Here is a 20,110-nt window from a genome sequence, read left to right on the forward strand (position 1 = left end):
GATAACCATGGCACACGTAGCGCAAATCAAGATCCCCGCCACCTACATGCGTGGCGGCACCAGCAAGGGCGTGTTCTTCAGCCTCCAGGACCTGCCCGCAGCGGCGCAGGTGCCGGGCCCTGCACGCGACGCCTTGTTGCTGCGGGTGATCGGCAGCCCCGACCCCTATGACAAGCAGATCGACGGCATGGGTGGGGCCACCTCGAGCACCAGCAAGACCGTGATCCTGGCCAAAAGCAGCCGCGCCGATCATGACGTGGATTACCTGTTTGGCCAAGTCTCCATCGACAAGCCATTTGTCGATTGGAGCGGCAACTGCGGCAACCTGTCGGCAGCGGTGGGTTCGTTCGCCATCAGTGCCGGCCTGGTCGATGCGGCCCGCGTGCCCCATAACGGCGTGGCCGTGGTGCGGGTGTGGCAGGCCAATATCGGCAAGACCATCATCGCCCACGTGCCGATCACTGACGGCGCGGTGCAGGAAACCGGCGACTTTGAACTGGACGGCGTGACCTTCCCGGCCGCCGAAGTGCAGTTGGAATTCATGGACCCAGCGGCGGAAGAAGAGGGCGGTGGTGGTTCGATGTTCCCCACCGGCAACCTCGTCGACGACCTGGAGGTGCCCGGCGTCGGTACCTTCAAGGCCACGTTGATCAACGCCGGTATTCCGACGATTTTCATCAATGCCCAAGACCTGGGCTACACCGGTACCGAGCTGCAAGGCGCGATCAACAGCGACCCCAAGGCCCTGGCGATGTTCGAGACCGTGCGGGCGTATGGCGCGTTGCGCATGGGCCTGATCAAACACCTGGACGAAGCCGCCCAGCGCCAGCACACGCCCAAGGTGGCATTCGTGGCCAAGCCTGCCGATTACGTGGCCTCCAGCGGCAAGGCGATCAAGGCCGGCGATGTGGACCTGCTGGTGCGCGCCTTGTCGATGGGCAAACTGCACCACGCGATGATGGGCACCGCGGCGGTGGCGATTGGCACCGCCGCGGCGATTTCCGGCACCTTGGTCAACCTGGCGGCGGGCGGCGTAGAGCGCAATGCCGTGCGCTTCGGGCACCCGTCCGGCACTTTGCGCGTAGGCGCCGAGGCCAGCCAGGTGGACGGTGAATGGGTGGTGAAGAAAGCCATCATGAGCCGCAGCGCACGGGTGTTAATGGAAGGCTATGTGCGCATCCCCGGCGACGCTTTCTAGCTTGATCGTTCCCACGCTCCGCGTGGGAACGCCGCCTGGGACGCTCTGCGTCCTGCTGTGACGCACAGCGTCACGGGTTGCATTCCCACGCGGAGCGTGGGAACGATCAACATCAACCTTGAGCTTGAGGAACAACCCCACCTTTTAGGAGAACCGCCATGAGCGCCAGCGTCGACCAGAACAACCGCCCCGACTACGACCCGGTTTTTCAGGGTATCGCCGACTACGTCCTCAACTACCGCATTGACTCCCAGGACGCCCTGGATACCGCCCGCAACTGCCTGATGGACACCCTCGGCTGTGGCCTGCTGGCCCTGCGCTTCCCCGAGTGCACCAAGCACCTGGGGCCGATGGTAGAGGGTACCGTGGTGCCGTTCGGTGCACGGGTGCCGGGCACTTCGTTTCGCCTGGACCCGGTCAAGGCCGCCTGGGATATCGGTTGCATCGTGCGCTGGCTCGACTACAACGACACCTGGCTTGCCGCCGAATGGGGCCACCCTTCAGACAATCTTGGCGGCATCCTCGCCGTGGCCGATCACCTGTCGCAAAAGCGCCTGGCCAATGGCGACGCGCCGCTGACAGTGCGTGCAGTGCTGGAAGCGATGATCATGGCTCACGAAATCCAAGGCGTGATTGCCTTGGAAAATTCCTTCAACCGGGTAGGCCTCGACCATGTGTTGCTGGTGAAAGTCGCTACCACGGCGGTCACCGCCAAGCTGATGGGCGCCAACCGCGAGCAGTTGCTATCGGCGTTGTCCCACGCTTTTGTCGATGGTCAGGCGCTACGCACCTATCGTCATGCACCGAATGCCGGCTCGCGCAAATCCTGGGCGGCGGGCGATGCGTCGAGCCGCGGCGTGCGCCTGGCAGACATCGCCCTGCGTGGCGAAATGGGCATCCCCGGCGTGTTGAGTGCGCCGCAGTGGGGCTTCTATGACGTGCTGTTCAGCCACACCAACAAGGACCTGGCGCTCAAGCCCGAGGACAAGCGAGCTTTCAGCCTGCCCCAAGCCTACGGCACCTATGTGATGGAAAACGTGCTGTTCAAGATCAGCTTTCCGGCCGAGTTTCACGCGCAAACCGCCTGTGAAGCGGCAGTCGCCCTGCATCCGCAGGTCAAGCATCGTTTACATGAAATCGACCGTATCGTGATCACTACCCATGAGTCGGCGATTCGCATTATTTCCAAGGTCGGCCCATTGGCGAATGCCGCCGATCGCGACCACTGCCTGCAATACATGACCGCCGTGCCCTTGGCGTTCGGCAATCTGGTGGCCGAGCAGTATGAAGATGATTTCCACGCGGCCCACCCGATCATCGATGAGCTGCGCGACAAGATGGTCGTCATCGAAGACCCGCGCTACAGCCGCGAATACCTGGAGGCCGACAAGCGCTCGATTGCCAACGCGGTGCAGGTGTTTTTCACGGATGGCACCTGCACCGAGCAGGTGGTGGTGGAGTACCCGATTGGCCATCGCCGCCGTCGGGTGGACGGCATTCCACTGCTGGAAGACAAGTTCAAGGCCAACCTGGCCACGCGGTTCACCGCGCAACGCAGCGCCGAAATCTTTGCGTTGTGCAAGGATCAGGCACGGCTTGAGGCTACTCCAGTCAACCGTTTCATGGACCTGCTCACTATCTGAAAAACAGCACAGTCACTGTAGGAGCGAGCTTGCTCGCGAAAAACGTCAACGATGCCGCGTGCTTCCTGAGTAAGCGCGGCGCCTATGGGTTTTTCGCGAGCAAGCTCGCTCCTACAGAGGCAATGACGCAGGCTCAAGCGTGTCCAAACCGCAGTATCACCCGGCGGTTGTGCTTGCTCTTTTTCTCGATCTTCTCGCAGAACACCCGGCCGATTTCCTCGGTATTGAGCACATGGGTACCGCCGCAGGGCTGGATATCGATGCCGGGGATTTCAATCACCCGTACCGAACCGGAGACCACCGGCGGCGCAACCGCCTGAGTGCGGGTGATCTGCAGCAGGGTCGCGTACTCGGTGGCAGGCATCGACAGCGTTTTCACCGCGTGGGCCTGCTCGATCAGGGCGTTGAGGTCACGGGTGAGGTCGTCTTTGTCCAGGGTCATCTCCGGCAGGTCGAAATCCAGTCGGCCTTTATCCGCACTGATGCTGCAACCGGTCACGGGCGCGTCGATGAGGGAGCACAGCAAGTGCAGGCAAGTGTGCATCTTCATGTGCTGGTAGCGCCGCTCCCAATCCAGCCCGGCGTCGACCTGGACGCCAGCGGCCAACTGTTCGGGGCAGTGATCCACCTGGTGCCAGATGATCGAGCGCAACACCGGATCGCGCACGGTGCCTGTCACCTCGACCCGTGTGCCATCGGCCAGGGTGAAGTGGCCGGTATCGCCTGGTTGCCCACCGCCGGTGGGGTAGAACAGGGTGTGCTCCAGGGCGATACCTTGTTCGCTGACGGCAATCACCCGGGCGCTGAAGGCGTTCTGGTAGGGCGCGCTGTCAAACAGCGCCAGGGTTTCCATGGTATGCACGGACATGTTCAACCTCCGACGATCAATGGGGTGGCTTGCAAGAGGTGGCGCACCAATGCGCTCAAGCCAGGGGGAGAGAGCAGGGTGATTTCAAATTCCGGCCCGCACACCTTCAGGTTCAGCGGCAGGCGTGGCAGTTGCTCGTCGTTGTCGAGGCGACGCAGGCGAAACTGCAGGTGGTGCCGCTCTTTCACCGTGGGTTCGAGCATCAGCCCTTGCAGCGGATGAAAGTCGGCGTCCAGCACGGTGACCTTGTGGCCGGCACTCACTTCGCCCACCACGTGCAAGCGCTCATCCAGGGCAAAGGCGCCGAGGTAGTTGCTGTGGTCCGATTCATCGTTTTTCTGCAGTTGGATCTGGTTGACCACCTTGACCTTGGTGCCTGCCGGCACGTCCTGGGTAATCACGCAGGAGGGGCTGATAAACACGTTATCGCCGATCGAAACATAGCCCAGCACCCGGGCGCCGGCGCCGACTTCGACGTTGTTGCCCAGGCGCGGGTGGCGTTTGCCGTCCGGGTTGTTGGCAATACCGCGCGCACCCAGGGTCACGCCGCAGAGGATGTAGCAGTCGTTGCCGATCACGCAGGTCTCGCCGATGACCGTGCCGTAGCCATGGTCCAGCACAAAGCGCCGGCCGATGCGCGCTGCCGGGTGAATCTCGGCGCCGGAGAGAATCTTGCCCTGGTTACTCAGTTTGAGGGCCATGCGCGAAAAATCGCCGTGGTCAGCGGCCTGGAAATGCCACACCAGGTGCGCAAGGCGGTAGAACAGCACGGCCTTGAACGAGGCGTAGGATTCCAGGATCAACTCACCGCGCCCACGGGACGCGGGGTCGCGATAGGCATAGGCAATCAGGTCCTCGGCCACCGCCTGGGCGGCGGTCTGGATCAACGGTGCCAGGTGCGGCTCCAGCTGCTTCATCTGTCTGGGCGTCAGGGTGGTGATGAGGTGGGTGAGCAACTCATCGTGCAGCTGTTGCATGTCGATAAAGCCCCCCATGGAGACACCCCCGTGCATTGAATGGTTGGAAGCCCCGTTATTCGAAACTGGGCAGGTAGCTGTCGGCATTGTCGTAGACCATGGTCAACACCACCGTTTCAGGCGGCAGTTCGGGGGCGAGTTGGGCGATGGCAACCATGTTGGCGGCCGAAGACAGCCCCAGGCTGATGGCATCGGTGCGCATGATGCGTTTGATCATGTCCAGGCAATCGGCGTGCGACACCTTGAGCATGCCGTCGATCACGTCCAGGTTGAGGATGCTGGGGATCAGGCCAATCGACAGGCCCTGGATCCCGTGCGCTGCGTGTTGGTCTTTGAGCAGGTCGCACTCTTCCGGTTCTACACCCATCACCCGCAGCGCCGGCCAGGCGGCCTTGAGGGTTTCGCCGATACCGGTGATGTGTCCACCGGTGCCAATGCCGCTGACGAAGTAGTCCACGCGCTGTTCACCGAAGGCGCGAAGGATTTCCGGGGCGGTGGTGTCGCGGTGGGTTTGGGGGTTGGCGCCATTGCGTTGCTGGTTGAGCATCACATAGTTGGGGTTCTCCAACTGCAGCTCCATGCACTTTTCGCCGTGGGAGTTATTGCCCAGGCGACTGTCGGACAGCACTACCCTGGCGCCATACAGACGCAGCAGTTTCTGTTTTTCCGGGCTGTAGTTGTCAGGGATCACCAGCACTACTTTGTAGCCCAGCACATTGCCGGCCATCGCCAGGCCAATGCCAGTGTTGCCGCCACTGGGTTCGATGATGGTCTGCCCGGAATCACGGATCAGCACGCCGCGGCGCTCGGCATCCAGGATCATGCCCAGGGCGATGCGCGCCTTGTGGCTGCCGCCGGGGTTGAGGGACTCCAGCTTGGCGTAGACCTCGATGCCGAGGTCTTCGGAAAACTGGGCCAGACGCACGATCGGCGTTTGGCCGATGACGTCGAGAATGGAGTTATGCAGCATCAGCACGTCCCCACTTTCAGTACAACGGCATGTCAGGTTCGACGTCGCGAACCCAATGTTTCATGCCACCCTGGAGGACTTTGGTGTTGGCAAAGCCGGCCGCCAACAGGGTGCTGGCGGCTTGCTCGGCACGGGCGCCTGCGTAGCAGATCAGGTAGTGGGTGTTGTCGCGGCTCAGGCTGGCGAGTTGCCCATCCAGTTCTGCCAACGGGATATGCACCACGCCCGGTAATTTGCACACTTCCAGTTCGCTGGCGTCCCGCACGTCGAGCAATACATCGGCGCTGCTGGGGTGTTCGAGCACTTGCTTGAGCACCTGGGGCTTGATGTAGCGTTCCGCGGCCAGGGAGGGCAGGCTCGGTACGGCATCGGCGCAGGTGGCCGGCGCGACGGTTTCGCTATGGCGCAGGTCCGAGCAGCAGGGGCAATCAGCGCGGCGCTTGAAGCGGATTTCGCTGAACTTCATCGCCAGCGCGTCGAAGCGCATCAAGCGGCCGGACAAGGGTTCGCCAATACCGATCAGCAATTTGATCGCCTCGGTGGCCTGGATCATACCGACCACGCCCGGCAACACGCCGATCACACCGCCCGCGCTGCAATTGGGTGCCAACTCTGCGGGTGGGGCCTTGGGGAACAGGCAGCGATAGCACGGCCCACCTTTATAGTTGAGCACGCTGATCTGCCCGTCGAAACGGTAGATAGCGCCGTACACCAAAGGTTTGCCCAACTGCACACAGGCGTCGTTGACCAGGTAGCGGGTGTCGAAATTGTCGGTTCCGTCGATCACCAGGTCATAGGCGCCCACCAGTTCCAGGGCGTTGTCGCTGTTGAGCGCGGTGTTGTACGCGTTGATCTGGATATGCGGATTGAGGTCCAGCAGGCGCTGCTTGGCGGACTCGACCTTGGGCATGCCCAGGGTGCTGTTGCCATGCACGATCTGGCGTTGCAGGTTGCTGCTTTCCACCACATCAAAGTCCACCAGCCCCAGGGTGCCGATGCCGGCCGCCGCCAGGTACAGGCTGATGGGCGAGCCCAGGCCGCCGGTACCGATGACCAGCACCTTGGCTTTCTTCAGGTTCAATTGGCCTTCGCGGCCGACGCCCGGCAGGGTGATGTGGCGCACATAGCGCTGCACTTCTTCGTTGCTCAGGGCGTCGATGTCCATGCCACCTGAAGTGGCGAGCAACACTTCGATCCGGGATTTCGGCGGCAGGGGTTCATCGGCGTCGATCAACTCCTCCTCGGCGGTAAACAGGAAGTGTTCCTTGAGCTGGTCGTTCTTTTCATGGAACAGGTGCTGACGCAATTGGGGGTGATGGGTGCAGAGATTTTCAATGACTTCGCGCAATGTCGATCCGGCGCCCTCAAGGGTCGATTCCGGCAGCTTGGCCACGCGAACCAGAATGTCGGGGAAAGAGACAGCGTTCATGGACAACTCCGTGTGCAGGTCGTTGAAAGGTTGAAGGGAGAAATGCTTGCCATCCCAGGCAAACAGCTTGGAGCCCAGGGCCTGGCCCTGGCGGACATCCACCACCAAATAGCTGACGGGGAAGATCGGCTCGCCCAGGAACAGTGCCTTGTCCTGGTCTTCGTCACTGAAATAGGCGCCCACATCCGGGTGTGAGTGGTAAATCACTACCACCGGGTTGTCACTGCGAAACGCCTTGTTCATCAGCAGGGTGTCGGCCACCGAAAAGGTGTAGCCATTGGCCGCGCTGCGTGGGTACATCTCGGGGTTCTTGCGGTGCAGCTCATTCTGGATATTGCTGCCCAGGTACACGCTGCCGTCGGCGAAGACGAAACCACAGCACTCCTCGGGATAGCTGCGGCTGGCGTGGGCGTAGATCTGTTCCAGGGCGGTAGGGCGGAGGACGTCCATGTTTCTCTCGCGTTGGTTGAGGGTCACTTTTTCTTGGCCATGAGTTTTTCGATCGGCAATTTGGTGATCGCAAAGCCGGCCAGCAGGATCGCCGAGTACAGCATCAGGTCGCGGGAAATTTCCACGCCTTCGTACCAGGCTCCGATGATGACCGCGAACACCGGGAAGATGATGAAGACGAACGACAGGATGATCGGGCTCAGGCGCTTGAGCAGCATGAAATACACAATGAACCCGCCCACCGAGGCCACCAGCCCCAGGTAGAACAGCGCGCTCCAGGAGCGCAGGGTAATGGCGTCGAACGTCGGTGTTTCAAACCACAGGCCGGCCAGGAACAGCATCAGCCCGGCAATGCCGATGGGCAGGGTGTTGTAGGTGATGACGCTGATGGCGCTGCCTTTTTGCTTGGTAATGACATAGCACAAGGCGTGCATGATCGCGGCGCTCAGAATGGCCAGTACCCCGAAGAACTCGGCGTGGTCCAGGTGCAGGCCCTGGCTCTTGATGATCATGTAAAGGCTGCCGAAACCAATGCCGATGCCGACCACCTGGGAGAAATAGATGCGCTCGCGCAGGAACAGCGCGGAGAAGATCAGGATGAACACTGGCATGCAGCTGAACAGCAGGGCCGTGAGGCCCGACGACACATGCATTTCGCCGTAATTGAGCAAATAGTAGGGAACGCTGAAGTAGGACAGGGTCACGAATACGAAGAACCAGCGGCTTTCCCGGGGAAACAGGATCGGCTCACGGCGCACCATGGCAAAACACAGGAACAGCGGAAACGCGATGAGAAAGCGCAGGCCGGCAGATGTCAGCGGCGGCACGCTCTCGACGGCGATCTTGATGCCCAGCCACGTAGTGCCCCAACTCAGGCACACGATAAGGAACATCACGCTGGTCACCAGCCCGGCGAGCCACTGTTTTTGCGTTTTTGTTTTTGCAGTGTTTTCGAGAACGGCGGACATTGGCATCGTTTATTGCTTCCCTGGGCCGAAATTGAACTCTATATTGAACTTGTAATGAGTTATGTTTATCGGCGATTGAACCCGTAAAAGCACACTATTAGGGCGAAAGATGGCTGTCAAAACAAATATTGACATGGTGTCAATTATGCGTGAGGGCCTGTCCAACGGGCAGGGCGTGAAGTACAAGCGCCTGTCTGATGTGATGGAACGGGGCATCCTCGAAGGCTTGATTGAACCGGGACGAAAACTGCCGCCCCATCGGGTGCTTTCCGACAATTTAGGCGTGACCATCGGCACCATCAGCCGGGCCTACGGTGAACTGGAACGCCTGGGCCTGGTGGTTGCACGGGTAGGTGACGGCACCTTCGTGCGCAAGCGTGGGATGGAGCGCCAGCGTGATGAGGGCTTTCGTAATTTCAGCGAGGAGCCGCGCCAGTACTTCGACATGAGCCGCAACATGCACATTCCCGGGCAAGAGACGGTGTTTCTCGCCCAGAGCTTTCAAACCCTGTCGACCAACGCCAAGTTCCTCCAGGACATCAGCGCCTACACCCCGGACGCCGGCCTGCCGCGTTACCGTGAAGCGGGTGCGCAATGGCTGGTGCAGCGCGAGTTTCATCCGATTCCCGAGCAGGTCATCTGCGTCAACGGCGGCCAGCACGGCTTGCTGTGCGCCATGATGGCGCTGCTGCGTGCTGGCGATACGGTGGTCACCGAGCAGTTGACTTATCCCGGGCTGATTACCGCCGCACGCATGTTGGGGGTGCGGCTGATCGGCCTGGAGATGGATGAGGAAGGCGTACTGCCCACGGCGCTGGATGAGGTCTGTCGCAATCACCGTATTTCGGCGTTGTACTGCACGCCGACTATCCAGAATCCGACCACCGCTGTGTTGTCGGTGGCGCGCCGCGAAGCCTTGGCCAGGGTGTGTCGCGAACATAACCTGCTGATTCTGGAGGACGAAGCCCACGGTGTGCTGGTGGAGGACCGTCCGCCGCCCCTCAGCTATTTCGCGCCTGAGCGTACGATCTTGATCAGCAGCCTGAGCAAGGCGGTATCGGCCGGTTTGCGGGTGGGCTACGTGCATGCGCCGCCGGCGCTGGTCAGCCGCATCTCGGCGGCGCTACGTTCGACCTGCTGGATGGCCACACCTGTGACCCTGGAACTGGCGACCCAGTGGATTGAAAACGGCACGGCGGAATATTTGTTGCGTCAGCAGATCAACGAGATCAGCCGACGCAAGACGCTGGTCGAAGATTTATTGACCGGCCTGGCCTATCGCACCCACCCCAATAGCCCGCACTTCTGGATCGAAGTACCGGAGCCCTGGCGCGCCTCGGAAATCGAGGCGGAGCTCAAGCAGAACAATTACCTGATCGCCACCGCCGAGGCGTTTGCCGTGGGGCAGACGGCGGTGCCGCAGTTTATTCGGGCGAGTATCTGCAACACGTCGGGTGATGATCAGTTATTGCGCGAGGGGTTTGATGCGCTGGCGACGGCGTTGGGGCAGGGGGGCGGGCGGTTTCATCTGTGAGACGGCGTTATTGCTCGTTCCCACGCTCTGCGTGGGAATCCATCTTGCGACGCTCCGCGTCGCTATTGCGGGACGCGGAGCGTCCCAGGCGGCGTTCCCACACAGAGCGTGGGAACGATCAGATCACTTGAAGCGCCGCTCCACACCCTTCTCCACCAGAATCTTCGCCGAAATCTCTTCCACCGAAAAATGCGTGGAATTGATGTGCGCAATATTCTCCCGGCGAAACAGATTTTCTACTTCACGCACTTCAAATTCGCACTGGGCATAGCTGGAGTAGCGGCTGTTGGGCTTGCGTTCGTTGCGGATGGCGGTCAGCCGGTCCGGGTCGATGGTCAGGCCGAACAGCTTGTGTGAATGCGCGCGCAAGGCGGCGGGCAGGGTCAGGTGCTCCATGTCGTCTTCGGTCAGCGGGTAGTTGGCCGCACGAATACCGAATTGCATGGCCATGTACAGGCAGGTCGGGGTCTTGCCGCAACGCGACACGCCCACCAGGATCAGGTCGGCCTTGTCGTAGTAGTGGGTGCGGGCACCGTCGTCGTTGTCGAGGGCGAAGTTCACCGCCTCGATACGCTCCATATAGTTGGAGTTATGCCCGATGGAATGGGACTTTCCGACCGAATAGGAGGAGTGTTCACTCAATTCCTGTTCCAGCGGCGCCAGGAAGGTAGAGAAAATGTCGATCATGAAACCATTCGACGTTGCGAGAATCTCACGAATGTCTTGATTGACGATGGTGTCGAAAATGATCGGGCGAAAACCGTCTTTTTCAGCCGCCAGATTGATTTGTTGTACCATGGCCCGCGCTTTATCCACGCTGTCTATATAAGGCCGGGTGAATTTGGCGAAGGTAATGTTTTCGAACTGCGCGAGCAGGCTCTGGCCCAATGTTTCGGCTGTGATGCCGGTGCCGTCGGAAATAAAGAAAGCAGATCGTTTCATTTGAGCCCTGGGCCTTAAGCTGATGGCGAATCTTGGATATGATAGGCGCGATTTTGCCGTCCCGCAGTGGGCCGCATTCTCACTTATTTTCCAGGTCCAGGCCACAAGCGCTGGCGTTAGCTCCTACTGAGCAACCCGCGTCCTGAGCTTTTCCAACACAGAAAGTGGAGAGATCACCTTGGTAGAGTACGTAGTTTCCCTCGATAAGCTCGGCGTCCATGATGTAGAGCATGTGGGGGGCAAGAACGCATCCCTCGGCGAGATGATCAGTAATCTTGCAGGCGCTGGTGTCTCGGTGCCCGGTGGTTTCGCCACCACGGCCCAGGCTTACCGCGACTTCCTCGAGCTGAGCGGCCTCAACGCCCAGATCCACGCCGCGCTGGACGCCCTGGACGTCGATGACGTCAACGCCCTGGCCAAGACCGGCGCTCAGATCCGCCAGTGGATCATGGAAGCCGAGTTCCCCGAGAAGCTCAACGAAGAAATTCGCACCGCCTTCGCCACTCTGTCGGCCGGTAACCCGGACATGGCCGTCGCCGTGCGTTCCTCTGCTACCGCCGAAGACTTGCCGGACGCCTCCTTTGCGGGCCAGCAGGAAACCTTCCTCAACATTCGCGGCGTCGAAAACGTGATCCGCGCGGCCAAGGAAGTGTTTGCCTCCCTCTTTAACGACCGTGCGATCTCCTACCGCGTACACCAGGGTTTCGACCACAAGCTGGTGGCCCTGTCTGCCGGCGTGCAGCGCATGGTGCGTTCGGAAACCGGCACTGCCGGTGTGATGTTCACCCTGGATACCGAATCCGGTTTCCGTGACGTGGTGTTTATCACCGGCGCCTACGGCCTGGGCGAAACCGTCGTACAAGGCGCGGTCAACCCGGACGAATTCTACGTACACAAGGGCACCCTCGAAGCGGGCCGCCCGGCCATCCTGCGCCGTAACCTGGGCAGCAAGGCCATCAAGATGATCTACGGCGACGAGGCCAAGGCCGGTCGCTCGGTCAAAACCGTTGAAGTCGACAAGGCCGAGCGTGCGCGTTTCTGCCTGACCGACGCTGAAGTCAGCGAGTTGGCCAAACAAGCGATGATCATCGAAAAGCACTACAAGTGCCCGATGGACATCGAGTGGGCCAAGGACGGTGACGACGGCAAGCTGTACATCGTGCAGGCTCGCCCGGAAACCGTGAAGAGCCGCACTTCGGCCAACGTCATGGAACGCTACCTGCTCAAGGAAACCGGCACCGTGCTGGTAGAAGGCCGTGCCATCGGCCAGCGCATTGGCGCAGGCAAGGTGCGGATCATCAAGGACGTGTCCGAGATGGACAAGGTCCAGCCGGGTGACGTACTGGTTTCCGACATGACCGACCCGGATTGGGAACCGGTGATGAAGCGCGCCAGTGCCATTGTCACCAACCGTGGCGGGCGTACCTGCCACGCGGCGATCATTGCCCGTGAGCTGGGAATTCCGGCAGTCGTGGGTTGCGGCAACGCCACCCAATTGCTCAAGGATGGCCAGGGCGTAACCGTTTCCTGCGCCGAAGGCGATACCGGCTTTATCTTCGAAGGAGAGCTGGGCTTCGATATCAAGCAAAATTCCATCGATGCCATGCCCGACCTGCCATTCAAGATCATGATGAACGTTGGCAACCCGGACCGCGCCTTTGATTTCGCCCAGTTGCCGAACGCCGGTGTGGGCCTGGCCCGCCTGGAATTCATCATCAACCGCATGATCGGCGTGCACCCCAAGGCACTGCTGAACTATGACGGGCTGCCGCTGGACATCAAGGAAAGCGTCGACAAGCGCATCGCCGGCTACAACGACCCGGTAGGTTTCTACGTCGAGAAACTGGTCGAAGGCATCAGCACCCTGGCTGCGGCGTTCTACCCGAAAAAGGTCATCGTGCGCCTGTCGGACTTCAAGTCCAATGAATACGCGAACCTGATCGGCGGCAAGCTCTACGAGCCGGAAGAAGAAAACCCGATGCTGGGTTTCCGCGGCGCCTCGCGTTACATCAGCGAAGCCTTCCGTGACTGCTTCGAGCTCGAATGCCGTGCGCTCAAGCGTGTGCGCAACGAGATGGGCCTGACCAACGTCGAGATCATGGTGCCGTTCGTGCGCACCCTGGGCGAAGCGAGCCAGGTGGTGGACCTGCTGGCAGAAAACGGCCTGACCCGCGGCGAGAACGGCCTGCGCGTGATCATGATGTGCGAATTGCCGTCCAACGCCATCCTGGCTGAAGAGTTCCTGGAGTTCTTCGACGGTTTCTCCATCGGCTCGAACGACCTGACCCAGTTGACCTTGGGCCTGGACCGCGATTCGGGGATCATCGCCCACCTGTTCGACGAACGTAACCCAGCGGTCAAGAAGCTGCTGGCCAACGCCATCCAGGCTTGTAACAAGGCTGGCAAGTACATCGGTATCTGCGGCCAAGGCCCTTCGGACCACCCTGACCTGGCCAAATGGCTGATGGAGCAGGGGATCGAGAGCGTCTCGCTGAACCCCGATTCCGTGCTGGAAACCTGGTTCTTCCTGGCTGAAGGCCAAGCGTCCGCCTAAGGTCGCGTGGTCAAAAGTGCCGGTCACTCGTTGCGGGTGACCGGCATTCTTATCTGTACAGGGCGGGAATCCTTGCGGACGCCGCCCTTTTTTGTGCAAGAGCATTATGCAAAGCAGCAGCCATCTGTTTCCTGTCGCCCTGATCAGTGCTGAACGTCGCGGCGACCTGAGTGAAGACGTCTACCGGCTCAAACCCGGTAACAGCCCGGACGGCACCGTCGAGTTGGCGGTTACCCGTTTGGGCCTGGCCGATGTCCCGGAAAACCGGGGCACGCCGATTATTTTGTTGCATGGCAGTTTTTCCAATCGGCGTTTCTGGTATTCGCCCAAAGGTATCGGCCTGGGGGCTTACCTGGCGCGTCGCGGATTTGATGTGTGGATCCCGGAAATGCGCGGCCATGGTTTGTCCAAGCGCAATCACGACTACGTCAGAAACCGTGTCGCCGATTACGCGCGCTACGATTTGCCGGCCGTGGGGGCGTTTGTGTGTGAGCAAAGTGGGCAAATTCCGCACTGGATCGGGCATTCCCTCGGTGCCACTACCCTGGCTGCGGCCTTGGGTGGGCAGCACTTGGATGCATCAGCGGTGGCCTCGGTGGCGTTGTTCGGCTGCCAGGTCAGTCGCACCCACTGGCCGTTGAAAATTCCACCGGTGGAGTGGAGCGGTCGCTTTATCCTCAAGCGCCTTGCCCATCTGTCCGGCCCGCGCTTCAAGCGTGGGCCCGAGGACGAGCCGGCCGGCGTGATGATCGAAGCGATGCGTTGGAACGGCCTGTTCGGCCGGTTTGGCGATGCCGAGCATGACTGGTGGAAAGGCTTGGCGCAGGTCGATGTGCCGCTGTTGGCGGTGAGCGCAGCGGGCGACCGGCAAGACCCGGACTGGGCCTGCCGCAAGCTCTTCGAGCAAGTGGGCAGCGAGCATCGCCAGTACCTGTGCCTGGGACGTCAGCAGGGTTTCAGCGAGGATTTCGGCCATGTGCAGATGCTGGTCAGCAAAGCCGCACAGGCCCAAGTGTGGCCTTTGGTCGAGCGCTGGGTGAACGACCCGCTGACACCCTTGCTGGGTAAGCAGCCCGAAGTGTCCGCAGTGGTTTGACGAAACGCTCTACCAAGGGCGTTTCACTCTTGAATGGTTGCGGCTAAGATATGACGCGCCACGCGCTTCTGGTCATATTCAGTCGCGTAACGTGTATTGCGTTGCGCTGATCGTGGTTTGATCATGGCCGCCGCCCACCCGCAGGCGCTTAAAGAATGCCTGTCGCGGGGCGTTTTCTTGATGTACACCGTGGATGTTCGACCTCTTCTTTGATGACAGGAGTTTCTCGATGAACCATTACGTGACCCCCGACCTGTGTGACGCCTACCCGGAGCTGGTGCAGGTAGTGGAGCCGATGTTCAGCAACTTCGGTGGCCGAGACTCCTTTGGTGGCGAGATAGTCACCCTCAAATGCTTCGAGGATAACTCGCTGGTCAAGGCGCAGGCTGACCTGCCGGGCGCTGGTAAAGTGCTGGTGGTAGATGGTGGTGGTTCGCTGCGCTGCGCGTTGCTGGGTGACATGATTGCCGAGAAAGCCGCGAAAAATGGTTGGGAAGGGCTGGTGATTTACGGGTGCATCCGTGACGTAGACGTCATCGCCCAGACCGACCTGGGTGTGCAGGCCCTGGCCTCTCATCCGAAAAAAACCGACAAGCGCGGCCTTGGCGACCTGAACGTGCCGGTGACATTCGCAGGCGTGACGTTCCGCCCCGGTGAGTACATTTATGCCGATAACAACGGGGTGATCGTGTCACCCAGCCCGCTGAAAATGCCTGAATAAACTGCCGCAACCGATCGGGGTGAGGATGTTCGAAGAAGAAAACGCGCAATGGGGGCTGGTGCATGCCCTGGTGCTGGACGGTAAAGGCGGTGCGCGTTCGATTGCCCGGACTGAGCTCGACGATTTGCAGTTGCAGCCCCAGGAAAGCCTGTGGCTGCACTGGGATCGCAGCCATCCTCAAACCCAGACCTGGCTGCGTAAATCCAGCGGCCTGAGCGAGTTTGCCTGTGACTTGCTGCTGGAGGAAAACACCCGCCCACGCCTGTTGCCGCTGCCGGACGCCGAATTGCTGTTGTTTCTGCGCGGGATCAATCTCAACCCAGGCGCGGAGCCGGAAGACATGGTGTCGGTGCGCATCTTCGCCGCCGCCAACCGAGTGATTTCCCTGCGTTTGCGCCCCTTGCGCGCTACCGATGAGTTGCTGGTGCAGTTGGCAGACGGCAAAGGCCCCAGGACGGCGTCTGAACTCATCCTTTATATGGCTCAGTACCTGACCAACAAAGTGCAGGATCTGGTCGCTGGCTTGTCTGAAATCGTCGATTCCGAGGAAGAAAAACTCGATGCCGACGAACGGTATACCCCGGAGCACGGCAGCGTTCTGCAGATCCGTCGAAGAGCCGCCGGACTCAAGCGCTTCCTGGCCCCACAGCGGGATATTTTCGCCCAGCTGACACGAATCAAATTGGCGTGGTTCTGCGACGACGATGCCGACTATTGGAACGAACTGCACAACAGCCTGACCCGTTACCTGGAAGAGCTGGAATTGGCCAGAGAGCGCGTGGGGCTTGTGCTGGAGGCTGAAGACCGGCGCTTGAGCCTGCGCATGAACCGCACCATGTACCGCTTCGGGATCATCACCGGGATCTTCTTGCCGATGAGTTTTCTTACCGGTTTGCTCGGTATCAATGTGGGCGGCATTCCGTTCTCTGCCAGCCCTTATGGATTCATGATTGCGTGCCTGTTGATGGTGTCTGTGGCACTGGGGCAATGGTGGCTGTTTCGGCGATTGCGCTGGGTTTGACCTGAATATGACCTGAACGTAAGAAACGGCCGATGTGACCCGATGAATTTTACCCTCGTCTTTTAAATCACTTGCGAGAGGTCTCTATGCACGATCCGTTCGAACAGTCTTTGCGTGACATGCTCAATGCTTCGCCATCCAACCGTGATGACGATGCCTGCCTGGGCCGCGTACTGAAAACCGCCAACCGTCAGGTAGGGGCGGGTGACCTGTTCGGTCTGCTCGGGCGTTGGTTGCCGGCGTTGATGATGGCCCTGAACAACGGTTCGGCCCATGTGTCACCGGTTTCCCGTCGTAAACCTCTTGCTAGCACTGCTGATAAGGCTGATTGAATATGGAACTTGATCTCTGGACCCAGAGCCTGGTCACCGCGATGACCGCATTGTGGACCAAGGTGGCGAATTTCATTCCCAACCTGTTTGGTGCCCTGGTCCTGGTATTGCTGGGTTTTGTCGTGGCCAAGCTGCTCGATACCCTGCTGTCCAAATTGCTCGCCAAACTGGGGCTCGATCGCCTGATGGCGGGCACTGGCCTGACCAAATTGCTCGGCCGCGCGGGGTTGCAAGTACCGATTTCGACCCTGATCGGCAAGATCGTCTATTGGTTTGTTCTACTTATTTTTCTGGTTTCTGCAGCGCAGTCCCTTGGACTTGAGCGAGTTTCAGCTACGCTCGACATGCTGGCACTGTATTTGCCGAAAGTTTTCGGCGGCGCGCTGGTGCTGCTGGTGGGGGTTTTACTCGCGCAACTGGCCAACGGGCTGGTGCGCGGGGCCGCCGAAGGCGTGGGGTTGGACTACGCGGCAGGCCTGGGGCGAATCGCACAGGGGCTGGTGATCATCATCAGTATTTCCGTCGCGATCAGCCAGTTGGAGGTCAAGACTGACCTGCTCAACCACGTTATTGTGATTGTTTTGATTACCGTTGGTCTGGCAGTTGCGCTGGCCATGGGGTTGGGAAGCCGGGAAATTGCCGGTCAGATTCTTGCGGGAATCTATGTGCGTGAGCTGTATCAAGTTGGGCAACAGGTGCGTGTGGGCGAGGTCGAAGGGCAAATCGAGGAGATCGGCACAGTCAAGACGACCGTGCTGACCGATGACGGGGAACTGGTGTCGCTGTCGAACCGGATTCTCCTGGAGCAGCAGGTCAGTAGCCGCTAATCCGGCAAATCCTGCTAATGTACGCCGCCGCAAACCCGGGTGACCGGGTTGCAGCGGACATTGACCTGACTGTCGGCACGACTTGTTTTGAATAAAGCCCAAACGCTGTCCACGCGCTATGACCCCCGTGAGCTCTCTGATGAGGAGTTGGTCGCGCGCTCGCACACGGAGCTGTTTCACGTAACACGCGCGTACGAAGAATTGATGCGCAGGTATCAACGCACTCTGTTCAACGTTTGTTCAAGGTATTTGGGGAACGATAGAGACGCGGATGATGTCTGTCAGGAAGTGATGCTCAAGGTGCTATACGGCCTGAAGAACTTCGAGGGCAAATCGAAGTTCAAGACCTGGCTGTACAGCATCACGTACAACGAGTGCATCACGCAGTATCGGAAGGAACGGCGAAAGCGTCGCTTGATGGACGCTTTGAGTCTGGACCCCCTTGAGGAGGCGTCTGAAGAGAAGGCGCCGGCACCCGAGGAAAAGGGCGGACTTGATCGCTGGTTGGTGCATGTGAACCCGATTGACCGCGAAATTCTGGTGCTTCGATTTGTCGCAGAGCTGGAATTTCAGGAAATCGCTGACATCATGCATATGGGTTTGAGTGCTACAAAAATGCGGTACAAGCGTGCTCTTGATAAATTACGTGAGAAATTTGCGGGCGAGACTGAAACTTAGTGCGTAGCAAATATCTCTTACGTGTAGGCAAGTTCTGTTAGACTTGTCGCCGAGTTGTCCCCCGGTTTGTGGGACTGCTTTACAATCACCAGATGGGGATTTAACGGATGAAACTGAAAAACACCTTGGGCTTGGCCATTGGTTCTCTTATTGCCGCTACTTCTTTCGGCGTTCTGGCACAAGGCCAAGGCGCAGTTGAAGGCGAGCTGTTCTACAAGAAGCAGTACAACGATAGCGTTAAGCACATCGAAGACGGCTTCAACCCAGGCGCTCGCATTGGTTACTTCCTGACCGACGATCTGTCGTTGAATCTGTCGTACGACAAGACCAACCACACCCGTTCGAACGACGGCACTGGCAACCAGAAGATCAAAGGTGACACTGGCAGCCTCGTTGCTCAGTACCACTTCGGTCAGGCTGGCGTTGATAGCCTGCGTCCATACGTTGAAGGCGGTTTCGGCCACCAGAGCCGTACCAACGTTCAGGCTGACGGCCACAGCGGTCGCGACCAGACCACTTTCGCTACCATCGGTACCGGCGTGAAGTACTACTTCACCAACAACCTGTACGCTCGTGCTGGTGTTGAAGCTGACTACGGTCTGGACAACGGCAAGTGGGACTACTCCGCACTGGTTGGCCTGGGCGTGAACTTCGGCGGTAACGCTGGCGCAGCTGCTCCAGCTCCTACCCCAGCACCAGCTCCAGAGCCAGTTCCAGAGCCAGAAGCTCCGGTTGCTCAGGTTGTTCGTGTTGAGCTGGACGTTAAGTTCGACTTCGACAAGGCCGTTGTTAAGCCTAACAGCTACGGCGACGTTAAAAACCTGGCCGACTTCATGGCTCAGTACCCAGCTACCAACGTAGAAGTTGCTGGTCACACTGACTCCGTAGGTCCAGACGCTTACAACCAGAAGCTGTCCCAGCGTCGTGCTGACGCTGTTAAGCAAGTCCTGGTTAAAGACGGCGTTGCTCCTAGCCGTGTAACTGCTGTTGGTTACGGCGAATCCCGCCCAGTTGCTGACAACGCAACTGAAGCTGGTCGCGCTGTTAACCGTCGCGTAGAAGCGTCGGTTGAAGCTACCGCTCAGTAATTACTGAGTAGTAAAGAAAAGCCCGGCTCAGGCCGGGCTTTTTTTCGCCTGCGATTTGCCTCAGGCGCTTGCCGCAGCGGCGATGCTAGCCATCTGTGCGGCGCCGGCAACCTGGCCAATCACCAGGATGGCCGGGCTCTTCAGTGCAAAGGCTTTTGCAGCTTCATGCATGGCCGCCAGGGAGCTGCGGCATTCGCGTTGCTGGGGCAATGAAGCGTTTTCGATCATTGCCACCGGCATATCCGCAGCCATGCCGCCGTTGAGCAGCTGTTCGCGGATTTCTTCCAGCTTGGCCACGCCCATATACACCACCAGCGTGGTTCCACCCTCCGCCAGCGCACGCCAGTTCAAGCTACTGTCATCCTGGGTATGCGCGGTGACCAAGGTCACTCCACGGCTCACCCCGCGCAAGGTCAAAGGGATGTCACACTGGGTCGCCCCGGCCAGCCCTGAGGTGATGCCATTGACCAATTCCACCTCGATTCCACGCTCGCGCAGCCAGGTTGCCTCCTCGCCACCGCGGCCAAAAATACACGGGTCACCGCCTTTAAGGCGTACCACGCACTTGCCCTGGCGTGCATAACGCAACATCAGGCGGTGAATAAAATCCTGCGGGGTAGAACGACATCCCCCGCGCTTGCCGACGGTAATTACCCGAGCGCTGGTGCAGTGTTCCAGTACTGTCGGGTTGACCAGATCATCAATCAGCACGACGTCCGCTGCCTGCAGAGCCCGGACCGCTTTCAGGGTCAGCAACTCCGGGTCACCCGGTCCTGCGCCTACCAGCCACACTTTTGCGCTCATGTTGTTCCCC

General features: G+C 59.8%; 18 protein-coding genes. 11 read left to right on the plus strand and 7 right to left on the minus strand.

Annotated features, from left to right (window positions below):
* Window positions 1-7: 7 nt before the first annotated feature.
* Together prpF and prpD are read left to right on the plus strand one after the other, a co-directional pair.
* Window positions 8-1,198: a 2-methylaconitate cis-trans isomerase PrpF gene (gene prpF, locus FXO12_RS26570; protein WP_020302624.1), complete on the plus strand. Its 1,191-nt coding sequence runs from the start codon at window positions 8-10 to the stop codon at window positions 1,196-1,198.
* A 158-nt stretch (window positions 1,199-1,356) separates the two neighbouring features.
* The gene (prpD, locus tag FXO12_RS26575) at window positions 1,357-2,841 is read left to right on the plus strand and encodes a 2-methylcitrate dehydratase (RefSeq protein WP_057976270.1); all 1,485 of its coding nucleotides are present in this window, start codon (window positions 1,357-1,359) and stop codon (window positions 2,839-2,841) included.
* A 133-nt stretch (window positions 2,842-2,974) separates the two neighbouring features.
* On the opposite strand, the gene FXO12_RS26580 is transcribed toward prpD, so the two are convergent.
* From FXO12_RS26580 to FXO12_RS26600, 5 genes are read right to left on the minus strand one after another with little or no spacing between them, the layout of a single operon-like run.
* Entirely contained in the window at window positions 2,975-3,709 is a 735-nt protein-coding gene (locus FXO12_RS26580) for an alanyl-tRNA editing protein (RefSeq protein ID WP_054920641.1), read from the minus strand.
* Between the two features lie 2 nt (window positions 3,710-3,711).
* Complete coding sequence (locus FXO12_RS26585; RefSeq protein WP_034128354.1) at window positions 3,712-4,704, minus strand: serine O-acetyltransferase; 993 nt, start codon at window positions 4,702-4,704, stop codon at window positions 3,712-3,714.
* Between the two features lie 37 nt (window positions 4,705-4,741).
* A complete protein-coding gene (locus tag FXO12_RS26590) occupies window positions 4,742-5,656 on the minus strand; it encodes a PLP-dependent cysteine synthase family protein (protein ID WP_034128415.1) in 915 nt (304 codons plus the stop codon).
* A gap of 16 nt (window positions 5,657-5,672) precedes the next feature.
* Window positions 5,673-7,535 carry a molybdopterin-synthase adenylyltransferase MoeB gene (gene moeB, locus FXO12_RS26595; RefSeq protein ID WP_057976268.1) on the minus strand — a complete coding sequence of 621 codons (1,863 nt, stop codon included), beginning with the start codon at window positions 7,533-7,535 and terminating at the stop codon, window positions 5,673-5,675.
* Between the two features lie 23 nt (window positions 7,536-7,558).
* Complete coding sequence (locus tag FXO12_RS26600) at window positions 7,559-8,503, minus strand: DMT family transporter (protein ID WP_019820549.1); 945 nt, start codon at window positions 8,501-8,503, stop codon at window positions 7,559-7,561.
* A gap of 109 nt (window positions 8,504-8,612) precedes the next feature.
* On the opposite strand from FXO12_RS26600, the gene FXO12_RS26605 reads away from it, so the two are divergent.
* Window positions 8,613-10,037: a PLP-dependent aminotransferase family protein gene (locus tag FXO12_RS26605; protein ID WP_034128356.1), complete on the plus strand. Its 1,425-nt coding sequence runs from the start codon at window positions 8,613-8,615 to the stop codon at window positions 10,035-10,037.
* A gap of 123 nt (window positions 10,038-10,160) precedes the next feature.
* Here the strand turns inward: FXO12_RS26605 and FXO12_RS26610 are convergent, their stop codons facing one another.
* Window positions 10,161-10,979 (minus strand): pyruvate, water dikinase regulatory protein, encoded by an 819-nt coding sequence (locus FXO12_RS26610; protein ID WP_003193298.1) that lies wholly within the window; start codon window positions 10,977-10,979, stop codon window positions 10,161-10,163.
* A gap of 178 nt (window positions 10,980-11,157) precedes the next feature.
* Here FXO12_RS26610 and ppsA point away from each other — a divergent pair, with 178 nt between their 5' ends.
* From ppsA to FXO12_RS26650, 8 genes are all read left to right on the plus strand, one after another.
* Entirely contained in the window at window positions 11,158-13,533 is a 2,376-nt protein-coding gene (ppsA, locus tag FXO12_RS26615) for a phosphoenolpyruvate synthase (protein ID WP_003193296.1), read from the plus strand.
* A gap of 106 nt (window positions 13,534-13,639) precedes the next feature.
* On the plus strand, window positions 13,640-14,629 hold the full coding sequence (locus FXO12_RS26620; protein WP_057976266.1) for an alpha/beta fold hydrolase: 990 nt from the start codon (window positions 13,640-13,642) through the stop codon (window positions 14,627-14,629).
* 229 nt (window positions 14,630-14,858) lie between these two features.
* On the plus strand, window positions 14,859-15,350 hold the full coding sequence (gene rraA / locus FXO12_RS26625; RefSeq protein WP_014719488.1) for a ribonuclease E activity regulator RraA: 492 nt from the start codon (window positions 14,859-14,861) through the stop codon (window positions 15,348-15,350).
* Between the two features lie 25 nt (window positions 15,351-15,375).
* A complete protein-coding gene (locus tag FXO12_RS26630) occupies window positions 15,376-16,371 on the plus strand; it encodes a zinc transporter ZntB (protein ID WP_054897192.1) in 996 nt (331 codons plus the stop codon).
* An 86-nt stretch (window positions 16,372-16,457) separates the two neighbouring features.
* On the plus strand, window positions 16,458-16,703 hold the full coding sequence (locus FXO12_RS26635) for a hypothetical protein (protein WP_014719486.1): 246 nt from the start codon (window positions 16,458-16,460) through the stop codon (window positions 16,701-16,703).
* 2 nt (window positions 16,704-16,705) lie between these two features.
* Window positions 16,706-17,530, plus strand: coding sequence for a mechanosensitive ion channel domain-containing protein (locus tag FXO12_RS26640; RefSeq protein WP_003193288.1), 825 nt, complete (start codon window positions 16,706-16,708; stop codon window positions 17,528-17,530).
* Between the two features lie 87 nt (window positions 17,531-17,617).
* Window positions 17,618-18,208, plus strand: a complete 591-nt coding sequence (gene sigX / locus FXO12_RS26645) for an RNA polymerase sigma factor SigX (protein ID WP_003193286.1) — start codon at window positions 17,618-17,620, stop codon at window positions 18,206-18,208.
* Window positions 18,209-18,315: 107 nt separating this feature from the next.
* Entirely contained in the window at window positions 18,316-19,296 is a 981-nt protein-coding gene (locus FXO12_RS26650; RefSeq protein ID WP_019820540.1) for an OmpA family protein, read from the plus strand.
* Between the two features lie 60 nt (window positions 19,297-19,356).
* On the opposite strand, the gene cobA is transcribed toward FXO12_RS26650, so the two are convergent.
* The gene (gene cobA / locus FXO12_RS26655) at window positions 19,357-20,100 is read right to left on the minus strand and encodes a uroporphyrinogen-III C-methyltransferase (RefSeq protein WP_057976264.1); all 744 of its coding nucleotides are present in this window, start codon (window positions 20,098-20,100) and stop codon (window positions 19,357-19,359) included.
* Window positions 20,101-20,110 lie beyond the last annotated feature (10 nt).

It is taken from the genome of Pseudomonas sp. J380 (assembly GCF_009827115.1).
In the GTDB taxonomy this organism is placed as follows: domain Bacteria; phylum Pseudomonadota; class Gammaproteobacteria; order Pseudomonadales; family Pseudomonadaceae; genus Aquipseudomonas; species Aquipseudomonas paracarnis.

Coding starts and splice junctions, on each gene's coding strand:
- prpF (WP_020302624.1), top strand. CDS start 8: ATGGCACACGTAGCGCAAATCAAGATCCCCGCCACCTACATGCGTGGC.
- prpD (WP_057976270.1), top strand. CDS start 1,357: ATGAGCGCCAGCGTCGACCAGAACAACCGCCCCGACTACGACCCGGTT.
- FXO12_RS26580 (WP_054920641.1), bottom strand. CDS start 3,709: ATGTCCGTGCATACCATGGAAACCCTGGCGCTGTTTGACAGCGCGCCC.
- FXO12_RS26585 (WP_034128354.1), bottom strand. CDS start 4,704: ATGGGGGGCTTTATCGACATGCAACAGCTGCACGATGAGTTGCTCACC.
- FXO12_RS26590 (WP_034128415.1), bottom strand. CDS start 5,656: ATGCTGCATAACTCCATTCTCGACGTCATCGGCCAAACGCCGATCGTG.
- moeB (WP_057976268.1), bottom strand. CDS start 7,535: ATGGACGTCCTCCGCCCTACCGCCCTGGAACAGATCTACGCCCACGCC.
- FXO12_RS26600 (WP_019820549.1), bottom strand. CDS start 8,503: ATGTCCGCCGTTCTCGAAAACACTGCAAAAACAAAAACGCAAAAACAG.
- FXO12_RS26605 (WP_034128356.1), top strand. CDS start 8,613: ATGGCTGTCAAAACAAATATTGACATGGTGTCAATTATGCGTGAGGGC.
- FXO12_RS26610 (WP_003193298.1), bottom strand. CDS start 10,979: ATGAAACGATCTGCTTTCTTTATTTCCGACGGCACCGGCATCACAGCC.
- FXO12_RS26620 (WP_057976266.1), top strand. CDS start 13,640: ATGCAAAGCAGCAGCCATCTGTTTCCTGTCGCCCTGATCAGTGCTGAA.
- rraA (WP_014719488.1), top strand. CDS start 14,859: ATGAACCATTACGTGACCCCCGACCTGTGTGACGCCTACCCGGAGCTG.
- FXO12_RS26630 (WP_054897192.1), top strand. CDS start 15,376: ATGTTCGAAGAAGAAAACGCGCAATGGGGGCTGGTGCATGCCCTGGTG.
- FXO12_RS26635 (WP_014719486.1), top strand. CDS start 16,458: ATGCACGATCCGTTCGAACAGTCTTTGCGTGACATGCTCAATGCTTCG.
- FXO12_RS26640 (WP_003193288.1), top strand. CDS start 16,706: ATGGAACTTGATCTCTGGACCCAGAGCCTGGTCACCGCGATGACCGCA.
- FXO12_RS26650 (WP_019820540.1), top strand. CDS start 18,316: ATGAAACTGAAAAACACCTTGGGCTTGGCCATTGGTTCTCTTATTGCC.
- cobA (WP_057976264.1), bottom strand. CDS start 20,100: ATGAGCGCAAAAGTGTGGCTGGTAGGCGCAGGACCGGGTGACCCGGAG.